At 68.5% G+C, this 17990-nt stretch carries 14 protein-coding genes; 6 read left to right on the top strand and 8 right to left on the bottom strand.

What is annotated here, in order from left to right; translation table 11 throughout:
* Positions 1-10: 10 nt before the first annotated feature.
* Positions 11-3094 (bottom strand): D-2-hydroxyglutarate dehydrogenase YdiJ, encoded by a 3084-nt coding sequence (ydiJ, locus tag BLQ49_RS16085; protein WP_091717359.1) that lies wholly within the window; start codon positions 3092-3094, stop codon positions 11-13.
* Positions 3095-3209: 115 nt separating this feature from the next.
* Here ydiJ and BLQ49_RS16080 point away from each other — a divergent pair, with 115 nt between their 5' ends.
* The 6 genes from BLQ49_RS16080 to rpmG all read left to right on the top strand — a co-directional run bounded on the left by BLQ49_RS16080 (position 3210) and on the right by rpmG (position 8647).
* Complete coding sequence (locus BLQ49_RS16080; protein WP_091717357.1) at positions 3210-3548, top strand: hypothetical protein; 339 nt, start codon at positions 3210-3212, stop codon at positions 3546-3548.
* A 131-nt stretch (positions 3549-3679) separates the two neighbouring features.
* A complete protein-coding gene (gene rnr, locus BLQ49_RS16075) occupies positions 3680-6001 on the top strand; it encodes a ribonuclease R (protein WP_091717355.1) in 2322 nt (773 codons plus the stop codon).
* A gap of 23 nt (positions 6002-6024) precedes the next feature.
* Entirely contained in the window at positions 6025-6489 is a 465-nt protein-coding gene (locus tag BLQ49_RS16070) for a DUF983 domain-containing protein (protein ID WP_091717353.1), read from the top strand.
* Positions 6446-7189, top strand: coding sequence for an NUDIX hydrolase (locus tag BLQ49_RS16065; protein ID WP_091717351.1), 744 nt, complete (start codon positions 6446-6448; stop codon positions 7187-7189). The genes BLQ49_RS16070 and BLQ49_RS16065 overlap by 44 nt, the downstream gene beginning before the upstream one ends.
* A 53-nt stretch (positions 7190-7242) precedes the next feature.
* Complete coding sequence (locus BLQ49_RS16060) at positions 7243-8373, top strand: MFS transporter (protein WP_208859067.1); 1131 nt, start codon at positions 7243-7245, stop codon at positions 8371-8373.
* 106 nt (positions 8374-8479) lie between these two features.
* On the top strand, positions 8480-8647 hold the full coding sequence (rpmG, locus tag BLQ49_RS16055) for a 50S ribosomal protein L33 (protein WP_091717349.1): 168 nt from the start codon (positions 8480-8482) through the stop codon (positions 8645-8647).
* Between the two features lie 141 nt (positions 8648-8788).
* On the opposite strand, the gene BLQ49_RS16050 is transcribed toward rpmG, so the two are convergent.
* From BLQ49_RS16050 to BLQ49_RS16020, 7 genes are all read right to left on the bottom strand, one after another.
* Positions 8789-9706, bottom strand: coding sequence for a LysR family transcriptional regulator (locus tag BLQ49_RS16050; RefSeq protein ID WP_091717347.1), 918 nt, complete (start codon positions 9704-9706; stop codon positions 8789-8791).
* A 76-nt stretch (positions 9707-9782) separates the two neighbouring features.
* The gene (locus BLQ49_RS16045) at positions 9783-11444 is read right to left on the bottom strand and encodes an OFA family MFS transporter (protein WP_091717345.1); all 1662 of its coding nucleotides are present in this window, start codon (positions 11442-11444) and stop codon (positions 9783-9785) included.
* 199 nt (positions 11445-11643) lie between these two features.
* Complete coding sequence (locus BLQ49_RS16040; RefSeq protein ID WP_091717343.1) at positions 11644-11937, bottom strand: formate dehydrogenase subunit delta; 294 nt, start codon at positions 11935-11937, stop codon at positions 11644-11646.
* A gap of 4 nt (positions 11938-11941) precedes the next feature.
* Complete coding sequence (gene fdhF / locus BLQ49_RS16035) at positions 11942-14803, bottom strand: formate dehydrogenase subunit alpha (RefSeq protein ID WP_091717341.1); 2862 nt, start codon at positions 14801-14803, stop codon at positions 11942-11944.
* A gap of 9 nt (positions 14804-14812) precedes the next feature.
* Complete coding sequence (locus tag BLQ49_RS16030) at positions 14813-16372, bottom strand: formate dehydrogenase beta subunit (RefSeq protein ID WP_091717339.1); 1560 nt, start codon at positions 16370-16372, stop codon at positions 14813-14815.
* On the bottom strand, positions 16369-16842 hold the full coding sequence (locus tag BLQ49_RS16025; protein ID WP_091717337.1) for a formate dehydrogenase subunit gamma: 474 nt from the start codon (positions 16840-16842) through the stop codon (positions 16369-16371). Before BLQ49_RS16025 ends, BLQ49_RS16030 begins: the two co-directional genes overlap by 4 nt.
* 409 nt (positions 16843-17251) lie before the next feature.
* A complete protein-coding gene (locus BLQ49_RS16020) occupies positions 17252-17908 on the bottom strand; it encodes a glutathione S-transferase family protein (protein WP_091717335.1) in 657 nt (218 codons plus the stop codon).
* Positions 17909-17990 lie beyond the last annotated feature (82 nt).

The following is a 17990-nucleotide window of genomic DNA, read 5'->3' as shown; positions in this document are numbered from 1 at the left end:
CCCGCCGCGCTCATCGCGCAGAAGCCGCCGCGCGCTCGGGATGGAACGGCGCCGCGCCGGCCGCGCCCGCGCGGACATGCTCAAGCAGCGCCTGGGCCGGGTGGCGCAGGCGCACGCCATCCATGAGCTTCGCTTGGCTCCGGCAGGAATAGCCATCCGCCAGCAGGGTGCAGCCGGGCGCCTCGGCCACGTGGCGGGCCCAGCTCAGGCCGTAGATCGCCGCCGAGGTGGCGCGGTGGCGCGCCTCGTGCCCGTAGGTCCCGGCCATGCCGCAGCAGCCGGCAGCCGGCACGTCGAGCCGGATGCCCAGATGTGCAAAGACGGCCTGCCAGTCCCGGACCGCCCCCGGGGCGTTGGTACGCTCGGTACAATGGGGCAGCAGCCGCATGGTCCTGTCACCCTGGCGGGATGGGATGCGGTCGAGCCGGGACGCCAGCCATTCCGGCAGGAGATGGACCTTCGGGAGGTCATCGCCCAGCGCCTGCGCATATTCGGACCGGTAGGTCAGCGTCATCGACGGGTCGATGCCGACAAGTGGGATGCCCTGCCGGGCGAGTTCCCGCAGCAGGGCGGCATTCGACCGGGCCGCGGCCGCGAACCGGGCCAGGAAGCCGTGTACGTGCAGCGGCTTGCCGTTCGGCCGGTAGGGCACCAGCCAAGGCTTGAAGCCAAGCGCGATCAGTAGCGCGCAAGTGTCGGCCACGACCTCCGCGTCGAAGTGGCTGGTAAAGGCGTCCTGCACCACCAGAACGGCGTTCTCTCGCGCCGCCGGGTCCAAGCGGCCCAGCGCCTCCGGTGTGGCGACGGCAACGCCGAGGCCTGCCAGGCGGTCTTCGAGGGCGACGGGCGACAGGGCCGGGATCTCGACCAGGCCGGCCCTGGCCAGGAGCAGCCGGGCGACGGGATTGGCCAGGAACGCGTTGCTCAGGCGCGGTACCCGCGCAGCCAGGGGCAACAGCGGCTCCAGAGCCGCCACGAGGTGGTCCTTCAGGGGCCGGGCGTAGCGGGTGTGATAGAGGGCCAGGAACTTCGCCCGGAACATCGGGACGTCGACCTTGATCGGGCAGGCGCCCGTGCAGGACTTGCAGGCGAGGCAGCCATCCATCGCCTCCTTCACGGCATGGGAAAAATCCCCTGCGTCTAAACGGGGCCGGACGCCTTGCAGTAAGGTGGCGGCCAGATCGCGCAGCCATCCGGCTCGCTGCCGGTTCAGCTCGACCGCCGGATCGACACCCTCCGCCGCGGCGCGGTGCAGCCACTCGCGCATCAGCGAGGCGCGCCCCTTGGGCGAATGTCGGCGCTCGCGCGTCGCCTTCCAGGATGGACACATGGCCTCGTCCGCGTCGAACGAGAAGCAGGCGCCGTTGCCGTTACAGTGGAGCGCCTCGACGAAATCCTGCCGCACCGGAGCCGGGATGGTGCGGTCTCGCTCGCCACGGCGCGGCACGCCATCGATCCGGGTAAGCGCCTGCCCCCTGGCCGAGGCGATCTTGCCAGGGTTCATCCGGTCACCCGGATCGAAGGCGCGCTTGACCGCTTCGAGCGCCGGCATCAACGGCCCGAAGGTCGCCGGCACGAATTCCGAGCGAAAGCCCTTGCCGTGCTCGCCCCAGAGCAGCCCGCCATACTTGGCGGTCAGCGCGACAACCCCCTCCGTCACCTCGCGGATCAGGCCGTTCTGGGCCGGATCCTTCAAGTCGATCGCGGGACGGACGTGCAGCACACCGGCATCGACATGGCCGAACATGCCGTAGCGCAGCCCTTTGCCGTCGAGGAGGGCCCGGAACTCGGTGATGAAGTCGGCGAGCCGCTCCGGCGGCACGGCCGTATCCTCCACGAATGGGATCGGACGGGCATCGCCCGCGGCGGCACCTAGCAAGCCCACCGCCTTCTTGCGCATGGTCCAAAGCCGCTCGATCGCCGCGCCTCGGGCGATGGTGAAGCCAAGGCGTTTCGTATCGGTGCCGCGCTCGGCCACGAGCATCTCGGTGAGCCGCGCCAGGGCGGCCTCCACGCTGGCCTCGTCGTCCCCGACGAATTCCACCAGGTTGATGCCGTCCACAGGCCGCCCGGCTGGATCGTCGGGGAAGAAGGCCTGCACCTCAGCCCAGATCGGGTCCTTCCGAGCGAGCGCCAGCACGGTCGAGTCGATGGTCTCGACCGAGGCAGCGCCGAAGGGCAGCAACGCTTGTGCATCGCGGAGCGCGGCGTCGAAATCCACGTAGGAGAGGGCGACCAGCACCGCAGATTTCGGGATCGGCAGCACGTTGAGGCGCGCCTCGGCGATCAACGCCAACGTGCCCTCGGAGCCGCAGATCACGCTCTTGAGGTCGAACCGGCCGGCCGCGTCGTGCAGATGGGCGAGGTCGTAGCCCGTGAGGCAGCGGTTGAGCTTGGGGAAGCGCTCCGCAATCAAAGCCGCGTTCTCGGTAATGACGGCATCGACGGCGCGGTGGATCTCTCCGACCCGGTCGTTGCGTCCCTTGACGGCTTCGAGGCCAGCCGCATCCAGGGGCTCCGCGGTCCAGACGGTGCCGTCGGCGAGCACGCAGGTCAGCGCCAGGACGTGGTCCCGAGTCTTGCCGTAGAGGCACGAGCCCTGTCCGCAGGCGTCCGTGGAAATCATGCCGCCGATGGTGGCGCGATTCGACGTGGAGAGTTCGGGCGCGAAGAACAGGCCGTGCTTGGCGAGTTCCCGGTTGAGCTGATCCTTCACAACCCCCGGCTCGACCCGGACATTGCGGTTGACGACATCGATCTCCAGGATGCGGTTCATGTACCGCGAGGTGTCGACCACGATGCCGTGGCCCAGCGACTGGCCGTTGGTGCCCGTCGCGCCGCCCCGGGGCCGGATCACGATCTCGGAAAAGCGTGGGTCGTCGAGGAGCTTGGCGATGCGCACAAGGTCGTCGCGGGAGCGTGGGAAGGCTACGGCCCCCGGCTCCACTTGGTAGATCGAGTTGTCGGTGGAGAAGACTGTGCGGTCGGCATCCGACAGCGACAGGTCGCCCTCGAAGCCGCGCAGGCGCAGTTCCGCGCAGGCCGCGGCGTAAAGCGGCACGGCCTCGGTGTGGCGAGTCAGGACCGGGATCATCCGCGTCTTCTACACCCGGGGGACCGTCTGGAAAGATCGGCGGTTCTGTCACACCGGACCGCCGGCGCCTGGCATCCGGCTTGCCACATCGACAGACCCTTCGGAATGGATGCCCATGAACGCGAGCGTGGAACGGGTCAGGGATGCCCTGGCCGAGTTGATCAAGGCGGCCCTGATCTCGGATGACGCCGTGAGCCTCGCTTTTCGGGAAGCGGGACGCACCAAGCTCGCGGCGCTCGCGGGAGATCCGCCGGACCCGGCGAGCCTGCGCATGGACGGCGCCTGGATGCTGGCGATCCAAGCGGCCGAGACGCCCGAGCTGGCCCCGCAGGAGGGACAGGTGAACCTGACCCTGCCACGCGCCTGCCCGTTCACCCTGGAAGAGATCGTGGCGCCGGGCTTCGATGTGGACCAAGCCGTCGACCACATCCGGAAAATCGCCTCGACCGGTTGAGCAGACCTGTTGAGGGGGGACGGCGTGGCGTTGCCGCGGGCGGGTCCGGCACCCATGTTAGGATCACAGGATCAGATTGGTCCGACGCCCGCCCGGGCATCATTTTCCAAGAACCATCCGGCACTCATCGTTTGGCACGAAGCACCACCGCCCCGGGGGCCGAGCCCGCCGCTCCCCCGCCCCTCCCCACCCGTGAGCAGATCCTCGCCTTCGTGGCCGAGTCGAAGGAGCGCGTCGGCAAGCGCGAGATCGCCCAGGCCTTCGGCATCAAGGGTGCGGCCAAGATCGAGCTGAAGCGCATCTTGAAGGAAATCGAGGCGGACGGCGCCCTCGACCGCGGTCGCGGTGGCCTCGCGCCCGCCGGACACCTGTCGCCGATGGTGCTGGCCGACATCCGCTCCCGGGACCGCCACGGTGATTTCCTGGCCGTCCCTGTGGAATGGGCCGGCACCGGCAAGCCGCCCGCCATCGTGCTGACGCAGCCGCGCGGCCCCCGCAAGGGCAATCGGCCTGCGCCCGGCATCGGCGACCGCGCCCTGATCCGCGTCGAGCGCGACGCCGAGGGCGGCTATAGCGGCCGGGCCATCAAGGTCATCGGGAAGAACAAGGCCGAGATCATCGGCGTCTACCGGGCCGGCGCGCAGGGCGGCCGGATCGTGCCGGTCGAGAAGCGCTCGCAGGGCCGCGAGATCCTGATCCCGCCCGGCGAGGAGGGGCAGGCCCGCGACGGCGACCTTGTCAGCGTCTCCCTGGAGCGCGAGACGCGGTTCGGCCTGCCCAAGGGACGCGTGCGCGAACGGTTGGGCTCGCTGGGCTCCGAGAAGGCGGTAAGCCTGATCGCTCTGCATCTGCACAACATCCCGCACGTCTTCGCAGACGCGACCCTGGCCGAGGCCGACGCCGTAAAGCCCGCCACCCTGACGGGCCGCGAGGATTGGCGCGACCGGCCGCTCCTGACCATCGATCCGCCGGACGCCAAGGACCACGACGACGCCGTCATGGCCGAGGCCGATCCCGACCCGGCCAATCTGGGTGGCTTCATCCTGACCGTCGCCATCGCCGACGTTGCGGCCTATGTCCGGCCGGGCTCAAGCCTCGATCGCGAGGCGCTCGAGCGGGGCAACTCGGTCTACTTCCCCGACCGGGTCGTGCCGATGCTGCCCGAGCGAATCTCGAACGACCTCTGCTCCCTGCGCGAGGGCGAGGACCGGCCGGCGCTCGCGGTGCGCATGGTCATCGCGGCCGATGGCGAGAAGCGCCGCCACAGCTTTCACCGAGTGATGATGCGCTCGCGCGCCAAGCTCGCCTACGCACAGGCGCAAGCGGCGATCGACGGTCAGTCGGACGACACGACCGAGCCGCTGCTGGAGACGGCGCTGCGCCCCCTTTGGGCGGCCTACGCGGCCCTGCGCGCGGCCCGCGACCGCCGGGGGCCGCTCGCCCTCGACCTGCCCGAACGCAAGGTCCTGCTCTCCCCGGACGGCGCTGTCGATCGGGTGATCGTGCCGGAACGCCTCGATGCGCATCGGTTGATCGAAGAATTCATGATCCAGGCGAACGTCGCCGCCGCCGAGACCCTGGAGCAGGCCAAGCAGCCGCTGATCTACCGTGTCCACGACGAGCCGGCGCTTGAGAAGATGCGGGCGCTCGGTGAGGTCCTGGCCTCGGTGGGCATCAAGCTGCCCAAGGAAGGCGCGCTGCGCCCTGCCCTGTTCAACCGGATTCTCGCGACCGTCGCCGAGACCGAGCACAGCGTCTTCCTCAACGAGGTGATCCTGCGCAGCCAGGCCCAGGCCGTCTACGCCGCGGAGAATCTCGGACATTTCGGGCTGAACCTGCGGCGCTACGCGCATTTCACCTCGCCGATCCGGCGCTACGCGGACCTGATCGTCCACCGGGCTCTGATCGCCGCCTGCAGACTCGGCTCCGACGGGCTCGCGGGGGATGTCTCCCTCGGCGAGTTGGCGCAGATCGGCGAGCAGATCTCGGCGGCCGAGCGCCGCGCCATGGCGGCGGAGCGCGAGACCATCGACCGGCTGATCGCCCACCACCTCGCCGACCAGATCGGGGCCAGCTTCGAGGGCCAGATCGCCGGCGTGACCCGGGCCGGCCTGTTCATCAAGCTCGACGGGACCGGGGCGGACGGCTTCGTGCCGGTCTCGCAGCTCGGCGCCGATTATTTCCGCCACGAGGAAGGGCGGCATGCCCTGGTGGGCGAACGCACCGGCGAGACCTTCCGCCTGGGCGACCGGGTCGAGGTTCGCCTCGTCGAGGCGGCGCCGGTGGCCGGGGCGCTGCGCTTCGAGCTGCTCAGCGAAGGCCGGACCCGCTCAGGTGCCGGCAAGGCCGGTCCGGGCAAGAAGCCCGGCGGCCGGCCGTTCAGGACAGCCCCGCCCGGCCGTCCCGCCGGCATCCGCAACACTGGGACGCGCCATCGCGGCTCGCGCCGATGATCGGGCCGTTGTAGACCCTAGATATGGCCGCCGACGCGATTCCCCTGCGCACCCGCCTCGTGCCCGCGATGGCCCGGGGCTTCATCGGCCGCTGCCCGCATTGCGGCCAGGGGCGGATCTTCGGCCGCTTCCTCAAGGTACGGCCCGAATGTGACGCCTGCGGTCTCGAACTCCACAATCACCGGGCCGACGATCTGCCGCCCTACGTGGTGATCTTCATCGTCGCCCACATCGTCGGCTACCTGATCCTGGAGACGGAGAGCGCCTATGAGGTTCCCCTCTGGGTCGAGATGGGGGTCTGGCCGGTCTTCACGCTCCTGTTCGCGCTGATGCTGCTCCAGCCCGTGAAAGGTGCGGTCGTCGGACTGCAATACGCCCTTGGCATGCACGGCTTCGCCACGTTACCGCGGAACCGCCCAGCCCCGGGACCGGAGGAGACACGCCTTGCCGCTGCCGCAGCAGGAGCCCCAGATCACCACAGCTCCTGAGCAGAAGCCTGCCGCGGCGCGGCTGCGGCCGCGGGATGCCGCGACCCTGATCGTGATCGACCGGCGTGGAAGGGGCGCCCCGAAAGTCCTGATGGGCCGGCGCAACCCGAACCTCGCCTTCATGCCGGGGAAGTTCGTCTTCCCGGGCGGCCGGATCGAACTCGGCGACCGCCACATGCCGGTGGCCGGGGCGCTCCCCGATTACGCGGAGGCGGCGCTGACCCGGCAGGTTTCGCGGCCACCCCACCATCTCGGCCGGGCCCTGGCCCTCGCCGCAATCCGCGAGACCTACGAGGAGACCGGCCTGCTGTTGGGTACGAAAGAGCACGGCGCCCCCGAGGACGTGCCGGCCGGCTGGGAGGGCTTTGCCCGGCACGGCGTGCTGCCGGATCTTGAGGCGCTGCACCTCGTCGCCCGGGCCATCACCCCGCCGAAGCGCGTCCGCCGCTTCGACACGCGCTTCTTCACCATCGACCGCCGCATGGTGGCGGCCGAGGAGCCCGGACGGGTTCAGGCCGATGCCGAATTCACCGAACTCGCCTGGGTCCGGCTCGACGCCGCACGCAAGCTAGACCTGCCCTTCATAACCCGCGCGATCCTGGACGATTTGGAGGTGCAGATCGCCGCCGACTTTGCGCCCTACCGGATGATCCCCTTCCATTTCGAGCGCTATGGACGGCGCGAGCGGGTGGCCCTGTGAACCGTTCGGACGGATTGGAGCAGGATCAGCGGCCGGGGATCAGATCGGAGGATGTGGCGGCGATCGCGGCGGCCGTGACCTGCGTCACCGTGGTCGGCATCGGGTTGAGCCTGTCGATCCCGCTCCTTTCGATCGAGCTGGAGCGGCGGGGCGCATCCAGCACCCTGATCGGGCTCAACACAGCGGTGGCGGGCATCGCCAGCATCTGCACGGTACCGTTCGTGCCGCGGCTCGCGGCGCGGATCGGCGTCGCCCTGCTCCTGGGACTGGCTCTGGTCGTCGGCGCCATCAGCCTCGCGCTGTTCCCGGTCCTGCCAGGCATCGCCCTGTGGTTTCCCCTGCGCTTCGTCTTCTCGATGACGCTCGGCGCCCTGTTCGTGCTGTCCGAATACTGGATCAACGCCGCCGCCCCGCCCGAGCGGCGCGGCCTGGTGATGGGCATCTACGCCACCGTCCTGGCGGCCGGATTCGCGGTCGGACCGCTGCTGCTCGCGCTGGTCGGGACCGAGGGTCTGGCGCCCTACGCTACGGGGGCCGCCCTCATGCTGGCGGGCGGCCTGCCGATCCTGCTGGCCCGCGGGCTGTCTCCGACGATCGAGCCGGGCTCCGGCCGCGGCATCCTCGGCTACGTCCGGCTCGCCCCCGGGGCGCTGGCGGCCGCCCTCGCCTACGGCGCCGTGGAGACCGGCATCTTCGCGATCCTGCCCCTCTACGGCCTGCGCCTCGGCTACGACGCGCAGGGGGCAGCCGGGCTCGTCAGCCTGATCGCGCTCGGCAACGTGCTGTTCCAGATCCCGTTCGGCTGGCTCGCCGACCGCTTCGACCGAAGCGCGGTGCTGCTCGGCGCCGGCCTTGCGGGCGCCGCCGGCTCGGCCCTGATTCCCCTGACAGCCAGCAGCCCCATGGCGTTCGGGCTGCTGCTCCTCGTCTGGGGTGGCATCGCCGGCACCCTCTACACGGTCGGCCTCGCGATGCTGGGCGACCGCACGCCGGCGAACGACCTCGCGGGCGCCAACGCGGCCTTCGTGGTGTTCTACAATGTCGGCCTGATGCTGGGGCCGCCGGTGATCGGCGGCGGGCTCGACCTCGTGCCGCCGCACGGTTTCGCGTGGGCGCTGCTCGCCCTGTTCATGGCCTTCGTAGGCTGGCTCGCCGGGACGGAGCGATCAGCCCGCCGCTCTTGACCTACCGGGCCTGATCGGGCATTCACCCGCCCGTATTCGGCCGGGTCCTCCCGGCCATTTGCGTTTCGCTCACGCGGAATGCCGCACCCTGCAGGAGCGCCGCGCCATGGCCAAGGCCGTCACCGTCAAGATCAAGCTCATTTCCACTGCCGACACGGGCTACTTCTACGTCACGAAGAAGAACTCCCGGACGCAGACCGAGAAGCTGTCGATGCGCAAGTACGACCCGGTCGCGCGCAAGCACGTCGAGTTCAAGGAAACCAAGATCAAGTAAGACCGCATCCCGGCCGAGCCGTCGATGCAAAGCCGCTCCGGAAACGGGGCGGCTTTTTCGTTGGGCTTCCGTCTTTGCGAGGGGAGCGAAGCTATACTGGGATGGCGAAGGCTTCGAGCGGGACGCCCCAGTCCCACCCCGTCAGGCGGGTGTCGACGCCGCCAGTTCCGGATCCAATGTGCGCGCCAGCGACCGGGCAATGGCGACGAGGGCGGTCACCATCGGGGTCGAGGGCTCGCGGCGCGGGGCGACGAGGCCGATCGTGTGCTCCAGGTCCGGCCCGGTGATCGGAATGGTACGCACGCCCCCAATGGGCCCGAGGGCATCGACCAGGATCTCCGGCATGATCGAGGCCCAGCGCAGGGTGCGCACATGGGTTAACAGCACGATCATCGAGTTCGACTCGAGGGTGGCGGCGGGGTCGGCCCCTGCCTCCCGGATCTGCTGGTCGATGATCCGCCGGTTCTGCATGTTCGGCGTGAGCAGGCAGAGCGGCAGGCTGCCGGTCTCAGCCCAGGTAACGCTCGCCCGGCCGTCGAAGGGACCGCCGATCGCCGTCACGAGGCGGTAGCGCTCCCGGTAGAGCGGCACGGAGATCACCCGGCCGAGGGGCTCGTTGTCGAGATAGGTCAGGCCGGCATCCGCCTCGAGATTCTCGATCAGCGAGAAGATGTCGGCTGATGTGGCGGATTCCACCGTCAGCCGCACGTCCGGATGCCGCTCGCGGTAGGGCGTGGTGAGATTGACGATCATCGGCAGCGCCGTGGGGATTGCGGCGATCCGTAGGTGCCCGGTCAGCCCGCGGCGCAGACCGGTGACCTCCTCGTGCATGGCCCGGGCATCGGCCACGATCCGCCGCGACCATTCCAGGACACGTTCGCCCTCCGGGGTGAAGCCCTGGAAGCGGGAGCCGCGCAGGACGAGCTGCACGCCGAACCGGTTTTCCAGCTGCTTCACGCCGGCCGAGAGGGTCTGCTGGGTCACGCCGCAGGCTTCGGCGGCGTGACCGAAATGCTGCTCGCGGGCGAGGGCGAGCAGAAAGTCCAGCTTGTCGATCACGACGCAAGGGTTCCGGCACGGCGAGGCACCGGAAGCCTAGCGACCCGCCGGGCCCGCCACAACCAAGCGCGCGCGCTCAGCGGAACAGGATGAAGGCCTTCGACAAAGTGATGCCGATGCCCCAGATGATCGGGATGCCGACCACCGCCCAGGCCAGGGCCGCGCCGAGGCTGAAGCCGCCGCGGCCGATACCGAACGAACCGGATGGGCCGCCGGCTGTGGTGCCGCCGCGGACGTCGAGGGAGGCCCGCTCGGCATCGGACATGAACCAGCGCTCTGCCAGCGGCCGGACCAGCAGGTTGCAGAGGAACCCGACCGCCAGGAAGCTCGCCAGCACATACATGGTCCGGCCGTAGAGATCCGCGCCCTGCACGCCGGCGGCGATCTGCGCCTCCCGGATCTTGGTGATGACGAACGGCCCGACGATGCCCGCCATCGACCACGCGGTGAGCAGGCGGCCGTGGATGGCGCCCACGAACTGCGTGCCGAACACGTCGGCAAGGTAGGCCGGAACCGTCGCGAAGCCGCCGCCATACATCGACAGGATCACGCAGAAGATCGCGACGAACAGGGCCTGCGAGCCGATGCCGGCTGCCCAGGGCGCGGCCGCATAGAGCACGCCGCCGAACGCGAAGAAGATCGCGTAGGTGACTTTCCGACCGATCCGATCGGACATCGAGGCCCAGAAGAACCGACCCAGGATGTTGAACAGGGAGAGCAGGCCGACGAAGCCGGCGGCGATCGCGGCGACCTGTGCCTTCTGGCCGGCGTCGAGAGCGGAGAAGCCGGTGCCCGGCAGGCCGATCAGCTCACCACCGAAAATTTCCTGCAGCATCGGCGAGGCCAGCGCCAACACGCCGATACCGGCCGACACGTTGAGGAACAGGACGAGCCAGATCATCCAGAACTGGAAGGTCTTGTGAGCGTCCCGGAGATGGACGTGACCGGAGGCGATCATGGCGTTCTTCGAGGCCGGCGCGGTCCACCCATCCGGGCGCCAGCCGGCGGGCGGGACCCGATAGCCGAAGGCGCCGCCCAGCATGAACAGGATATAGCCGACGCCCATCACCGCGAGGGTCTGCCAGACACCGGCCGAGTCCGCCGTCCGGAAGGTCTTGATCAAGGTATCGGCGAGCGGCGAGCCGATCATGGCACCGCCGCCAAAGCCCATGATCGCCATGCCGGTGGCCATGCCGCGCCGGTCGGGGAACCACTTGATGAGCGTCGAGACCGGCGAGATGTAACCCAGACCCAGGCCGATGCCGCCGACCAGGCCCATGCCGAGCCAGACCAGCCAGAGTTGATGGATGTAGACACCGAAGGCCCCGATCAGGAATCCGCCCCCCCAGCATAGGGCGGCCGCGATGCCGGCCTTGCGCGGGCCGGCCCGCTCCAGCCAACCGCCGAACAGGGCGGCCGAGAGCCCGAGCACGACGATGCCGATCGAGAACACCGTGACGAGGTCGCTGACCCGCCAATCGCAGGTGGTGGTGAACAGGGCGGTCATCACGCCCATATCGGCGCAGGCGGCCGGGCCAGGCTTGCCGACCGAGAGCGCCCGGGTCAGCGGCAGCCAGAACACCGACAGGCCGTAGGCCATGCCGATGCAGAGATGGATCGCCAACGCCGCCGGCGGGACCAGCCATCGATTGAAGCCCGGCTTGGCGACGATCCGCTCGCGCGAAAGCCAACCGTGTTCGCTCCCGGGCGCGACCGCGCCCGTAATCCCAAGACTCATGATGTCATCCTCCCCGGCAGCCACGTAGGCGGGCCGCGCGTGACAGGATGATGCGCGATCGATGTGCAGGGTTCCAGCCTCGCTAGACGCTCAGCGGATACTTTTAATCCTGACCGCTCCGGTTTGTACGCACATCCGGTTATGAAAAGGGCCCCATACGGGGCCCAGATCTCGCTCTCTACGCAGTTCGCTGGGGGTCTCAGCCCGCGTCGCTCGCCCCCGCGCCGAGCTTTTGCGGATCGCGCGTAGCCGGACGGATTGGGCTCTCGGCCTGGGGTTCGGCGCCGCGCAGGGCCCGCTGCACCAGGGTGTCGGCCCGTTCGCCCATCTCGGGCAGGGCCGCCTCCAGTTTCGAGACCATTTTGGGCGTCCAGAATGCCACGATGTGCTTGTGGATGCCTGCCACCGCCTCCTCTTCCGGGTAGGACCGGAAGAAGGAGGCAATCTGGTTGGCCATACGGAGGAGCTTGTCCTCCTGCGTCAGCGCGCTCATCGCCTCACTCCGCCGCGTCGAGGGTCTGGGCAATCCGCGTCAACGAGAAATCCTCCTCGTAGAACTTCGCCTGCCAGTCGGAGGGCCGGTTGGTCCGCCGGACCTGCACCGCCGTCACCTTGTACTCGGGGCAGTTGGTCGCCCAGTCCGAGTAGTCTGTGGTGATGACGTTGGCGCCGGTCTTGGCATGGTGGAAGGTCGTGTAGACCACGCCGGGCTGCATCCGCTCGGAGATCCGGGCCTTCAGCGCGATGTCACCCGAGCGGCTCTCCAGGGCGACAAGGTCGCCGTCCACGATGCCGCGCAGTTCCGCGTCGAACGGGTGGATCTCCAGCACGTCCTCCTCGTGCCAGCGCGAGTTCTCGGTCCGCCGGGTCTGCGCGCCGACATTGTACTGGGACAGGATCCGGCCCGTGGTCAGGATCAGCGGGAACTTCGCCCCCGTCCGCTCTTCGGTCGCCACGAACTCGGTGATCATGAACCGGCCCTTGCCGCGGACGAACCGGTCCACGTGCATCATCGGCGTGCCGAGCGGCGCCTTCTCATTGCAGGGCCACTGCACCGAGCCGAGCTCGTCGAGCTTGGCATAGGACACGCCGGTGAAGCTCGGCGTCAGGCCGGCAATCTCGTCCATGATCTCGGACGGGTGGCTGTATTCCATCTTGTAGCCCAGCGCGTTGGAGAGCAGCACCGTGCCCTCCCAGTCGCCGTAGCCGCCCATCGGGGCCATGACCTTGCGGACCCGCGAGATGCGGCGCTCGGCGTTGGTGAAGGTCCCGTCCTTCTCGAGGAACGAGGCGCCCGGCAGGAAGACGTGGGCGTACTTGGCGGTCTCGTTCAGGAACAGATCCTGGACGACGATGCACTCCATCGCCTTCAAACCCGAGGTCACGTGATGGGTGTCCGGGTCCGACTGCGCGATGTCCTCGCCCTGGATGTACATGCCCTTGAACGAGCCCTCGACGGCCTCGTCCAGCATGTTGGTGATGCGCAGGCCCGGCGCGTTGTCGAGCTTGGCACCCCACAGGGCCTCGAAGCTCTCACGGGTCGCGTCATCCGAGACGTGGCGGTAGCCGGTGAGCTCGTGCGGGAACGAGCCCATGTCGCAGGAGCCCTGCACGTTGTTCTGGCCGCGCAGCGGATTCACGCCGGCGCCGAGCTTGCCGATGTTGCCGGTGGCCATGGCGATGTTGGCCATGCCCATCACCATGGTCGAGCCCTGGCTGTGCTCGGTGACGCCCAGCCCGTAATAGATGCCGGCCGCGCCGCCCTTTGCGTAGAGCCGGGCCGCGCCGCGGACCTGCTCAGGGTCGAGGCCCGTGAACTGCTGCTGGTTCTCGGGGGAGTGGCGCTCCTCGGCGATGAACCGGGCCCAGGACTCGAACTCGGCCAGATCGCAGCGCTCGCGGACATAGGCCTCGTCGATCAGCCCCTCGGTGACGATCACGTGCGCCATGGAGTTGATGAAGGCGACGTTGGAGCCGGGCTTCAGCGGCAGGTGATAGTCGGCCTTGATGTGGGGCGACTTCACGAGGTCGATTTTTCTGGGATCCGCGACGATGAGCTTCGCCCCTTGCCGCAGGCGCTTCTTCATCCGCGAGCCGAAGACCGGGTGGCCGTCGGTCGGGTTGGCGCCAATCACCAGGATCACGTCGGAATTCTCGACCGACTTGAAGTCCTGGGTGCCGGCCGAGGTGCCGAGCGTCGACATCAGGCCGTAGCCGGTCGGCGAGTGGCAGACGCGGGCGCAGGTATCGACGTTGTTGTTGCCGAAGGCGGCGCGCACCAGCTTCTGGACGAGGTAGGCCTCCTCGTTGGTGCAACGCGACGAGGTGATGCCGCCGACCGAATCCTTGCCGTACTTGGCCTGGATGCGCTTGAATTCGCTCGCGGCCCGGTCGATCGCGTCTTCCCAGGACACCTCGCGCCACGGATCCGTGATCTTCTCGCGGATCATCGGCTTGGTGATACGGTCCTTGTGGGTGGCGTAGCCGTAGGCGAAGCGACCCTTCACGCAGCTATGGCCCTCGTTGGCCTTGCCGCCCTTGTAGGGGACCATGCGGACGACGCGCTCGCCCTGCATCTCGGCCTTGAACGAGCAGCCGACGCCGCAATACGCGCAGGTCGTGACCTCTGCGTGCTCGGGCTGGCCGAACTCGTGGATCGACTTTTCTTGCAGCGTAGCCGTGGGGCACGCCTGAACGCAGGCGCCACAGGACACGCACTCGGACTCGAAGAAATTGGTCGGACCCGCCGCCACGCGGCTGTCGAAGCCGCGGCCAGCGATGGTCAGCGCGAAGGTGCCCTGCACTTCCTCGCACGCCCGGACGCAGCGGTTGCAGACGATGCACTTCGACGGATCGTAGGTGAAGTACGGGTTCGACTCGTCCTTCGGCAGGTATTTTTCCGCCGTCGGCGCGACGTGGTTGTCGCCGTCGTAGCCGTAGCGCACGTCGCGCAGGCCGACGATGCCGGCCATGTCCTGCAGCTCACAGTCGCCGTTGGCCGCGCAGGTCAGGCAGGTCAGGGGGTGGTCGGAGATGTAGAGCTCCATCACGCCCTTGCGGAGCTTGGCGAGCTTCTCGTTCTGCGTGTGCACCACCATGCCGTTCTCGGCCGGGGTCGTGCAGGAGGCCGGGGTGCCGCGCCGTCCCTCGATCTCCACGAGGCAGAGGCGGCAGGAGCCGAAGGGCTCCAGAGAGTCCGTGGCGCAGAGCTTCGGGATCTGCGTGCCGGCATGCATCGCCGCCGCCATCACCGAGGTGCCGGCCGGTACGGTGACCGACATGCCGTCGATCGTCAGCGTCACCGTCTGCGCGTTGACGCGGATCGGAGTGCCGTAGTCGATTTCTTTGATGAGGGCCATGTCGCTACCTCACTCGGCCGCCGCAGGCAGCGAGCCCGCGCGGCGAAAATCTTCCGGGAAATGAGTGATCGCGCTCATCACGGGCATCGGGGTCAACCCACCCATGGCGCAGAGCGATCCATCGGTCATGACCTCGCAGAGGTCCTCGACCAGCTTGAGATTCGCGTCCGGTCGGATGCCGGCGATGACCTTGTCCATGGTCTCGACGCCGCGGGTGGCGCCGATGCGGCAGGGGGTGCACTTGCCGCAGGACTCGGTGGCGCAGAACTCGAAGGCGAAGCGGGCCTGGGCGGCCATGTCGACCGTGTCGTCGAACACCACGATGCCGCCATGGCCGACGAGGCCCTTCTGGGCCGCCATCGCCTCGTAATCGAGGGGCGTGTCGAGGAGATGATCGGGAAAGTAGGCCCCGAGCGGCCCGCCGACCTGCACCGCCCGGACCGGCCTTCCCGAGCGCGTGCCGCCGCCGAAATCTTCGATGACCTGACGGAGGGTGATGCCGAAGGCCATCTCGATCAGGCCGCCGTGCTTGATGTTGCCGGCGAGCTGGATCGGCAGGGTACCGAGCGACCGGCCCATACCGTAATCGGCGTAGGCCTTGGCGCCGTTCTCCAGGATCCACGGCACGGCCGTGAAGGTCATGACGTTGTTGACCAGCGTCGGTTTGCCGAGGAAGCCCTTGAGCGCCGGGATCGGCGGCTTGGCGCGGACGATGCCGCGCTTGCCCTCCAGGCTCTCCAGGAGCGAGGTCTCCTCACCGCAGATATAGGCGCCGGCGCCGAGGCGCACTTCCAGGTGGAAGGTCTTGCCCGAGCCCAGGATGTTGTCGCCCAGCACGCCGGCCTGGATACCGTTGGCAATCGCCTCCTTAAGGGTGGCGAAGGCCTGCGGGTACTCGGAGCGCAGGTAGATGTAGCCGCGCGTGGCGCCGGTCGCGACGCCCGCGATGGTCATGCCCTCGATGAGGTTGAAGGGGTCGCCCTCCATCATCATCCGGTCGGCGAAGGTGCCGGAATCGCCCTCGTCGGCGTTGCAGACCACATACTTCTGGTCCGCCTTGGCGAGCATTACGGTGTTCCACTTGATGCCGGCCGGGAAGCCGGCGCCACCCCGGCCGCGCAGGCTGGAGTCGCGCACCGCCACCACGATGCCCTCGGCATCGAGCTTCAGGGCCGCCTCAAGGCCGCGATAGCCGCCATGGGCCCGGTAATCCTCGACGGAGACCGGGTCGATCACGCCGCAGCGGTGGAAGGTCAGGCGCTGCTGCCGGGCGAGGAACGGGATCTTTTCCGGGTCTCCGAGGCGCAGGGCATGGTCGCTGCCCTCGGTCAGGCCGGCATCCAGCAGGGCATCGACGTCTTCGAGCTTCACCGGGCCGTAGGCGATCCGCCCCTCTTGGGTGCCGACCTCGACCATCGGCTCCAGCCACGCCAGGCCGCGGGAGCCGGTGCGCACGATGGTGACGTCGAGGCCGCGGCGCTCGGCGCCGGCGAAGAGGGCGCGGGCGACCTTGTTGGCGCCGAGGCCGAGCGCGACGGCGTCGCGCGGAACGTAGAGCGTGACGCTCACTGGCGCACCTCCGTCAGGGCAGCTTCGAGGGCGTCGGCGGTCAGGTGTGCGACGGGCTCACCATCCACCAGCGCGGCGGGGCCGTTCGCGCAGAGGCCGAGGCAGTAGACCGGCTCGACCGTGGCGTTGCCGTCGGCGGTGGTCTCGTGCCAACCGCAGCCCAGGCGACCGAGGATCTCGCGGTGGAGCTTATCCGACCCCATGGCCTGGCAAGCCTCGGCCCGGCACAACTTCACCTCGTGACGGCCCGCGGGCTGCGCGCGGAAATCGTGGTAGAAGGTGACGCAGCCGAATACCTCGGCCCGCGACAGGTTCAGCGCGTCCGCGATCAGCGGCACGGCGCCTTGATCCACGTAGCCGAACGTCTCCTGCAGCGCGTGCAGGATCGGCAGCGTGGCCCCTTCGAGATGGGTGTGCTCGGCGATGATCCCGGTGGCGCGCTCGGCGCTCCAGGGCTCGTGACGCGCCATGGTTTCCAGCCCAGTCTGTTCCTGTTCTAATGCGAAGTGGAACAGAAATGCCGGTTGGCTTCAATCGCGCTGTCCGGTTGCGCGACAAAGGACGTCTGTCGAGCTGTCACTCGGCTTGCGTGGCCCTCGGCACATTGCCCTAAACAGCTGACACAGTTTTCGTTTTCGAATCGGCATCGCGGCAAGAAATTCTTTCCCGCGCCGCAACATGAATTTGTGCCCTGCAAGAAATTGCAGAGGCATGGAAAGCTCAGCGTCGTTCCGTGCTTGCAATCTGCGAACGGTATCGATGTGCCGCGTTACCACGCACCCGGCAGCTTGGCCGACAAAAGGACGCGCTGAACGGCCCCTCACCGCCAAGCTTGCACCGTCTCGTTGAAGGCGCGCAAGATTTCAGCGCAACGCCGGATCAGAACTCCATCTCGAGTTCTTCGATCTCGTCCGGCTCGTCGGCGGCGGCCTCCGCCCAGTCGACCATCAGCGGCCAGTGCAGGATCGTGTCCCGATAAGCGGCGGCCCGGGGCGGGAGTGCGACATCGTAGGTGCGGAAGCGCGTGCAGACCGGGGCATACATCGCGTCGGCCAGGCAGGGTTTGGCGCCGAACAGGAAGGGACCCTCGTAGCGATCCAGGCAATCGTCGAAGATCGTGACGATGCGCTCGATATCGGCCTTCGCGCCGTTGAAGACCCGGAAGGCGGGGTGGAAGGCGCGCAAGTTCATCGGCAGGGCCGAGCGCAGGTTGACGAAGCCCGAATGCATCTCGCCGGAAATCGACCGGCAATGGGCGCGCTCGGTGATGGGACCGGGTAGCAGCCCAGCGTCCGGGAACGTCTCACCGAGGTATTCTGCGATGGCGATGGTATCCCAGACCACGACATCGCCATGCCGCAGGCGGGGCACCAGGAAGGACGGGGACAGGTGCAGCAGTTCCGCCCGGCTGCTGGCATCGGTCCCGGCCAGGACCTCGGTCTGGAAGTCGAGCCCCGCCATTCGGCAGATCAGCCAGCCCCGCAGGGACCACGAGGAGTAGTTGCGGCTCGAAATGGTGAGCGTTGCGGCCGTCATCGTCCTGCCCCCAGGTCCGTCGCCGATCTTGCGGCCCGCGCAGGCCGATCCAAGACTCGTGCCGAAGCGCCCCGCGAATCAC

Source organism: Methylobacterium phyllostachyos (assembly GCF_900103445.1).
GTDB classification, from domain to species: Bacteria; Pseudomonadota; Alphaproteobacteria; order Rhizobiales; family Beijerinckiaceae; genus Methylobacterium; species Methylobacterium phyllostachyos.
This window is presented reverse-complemented; position numbering and strand designations above follow the sequence as displayed.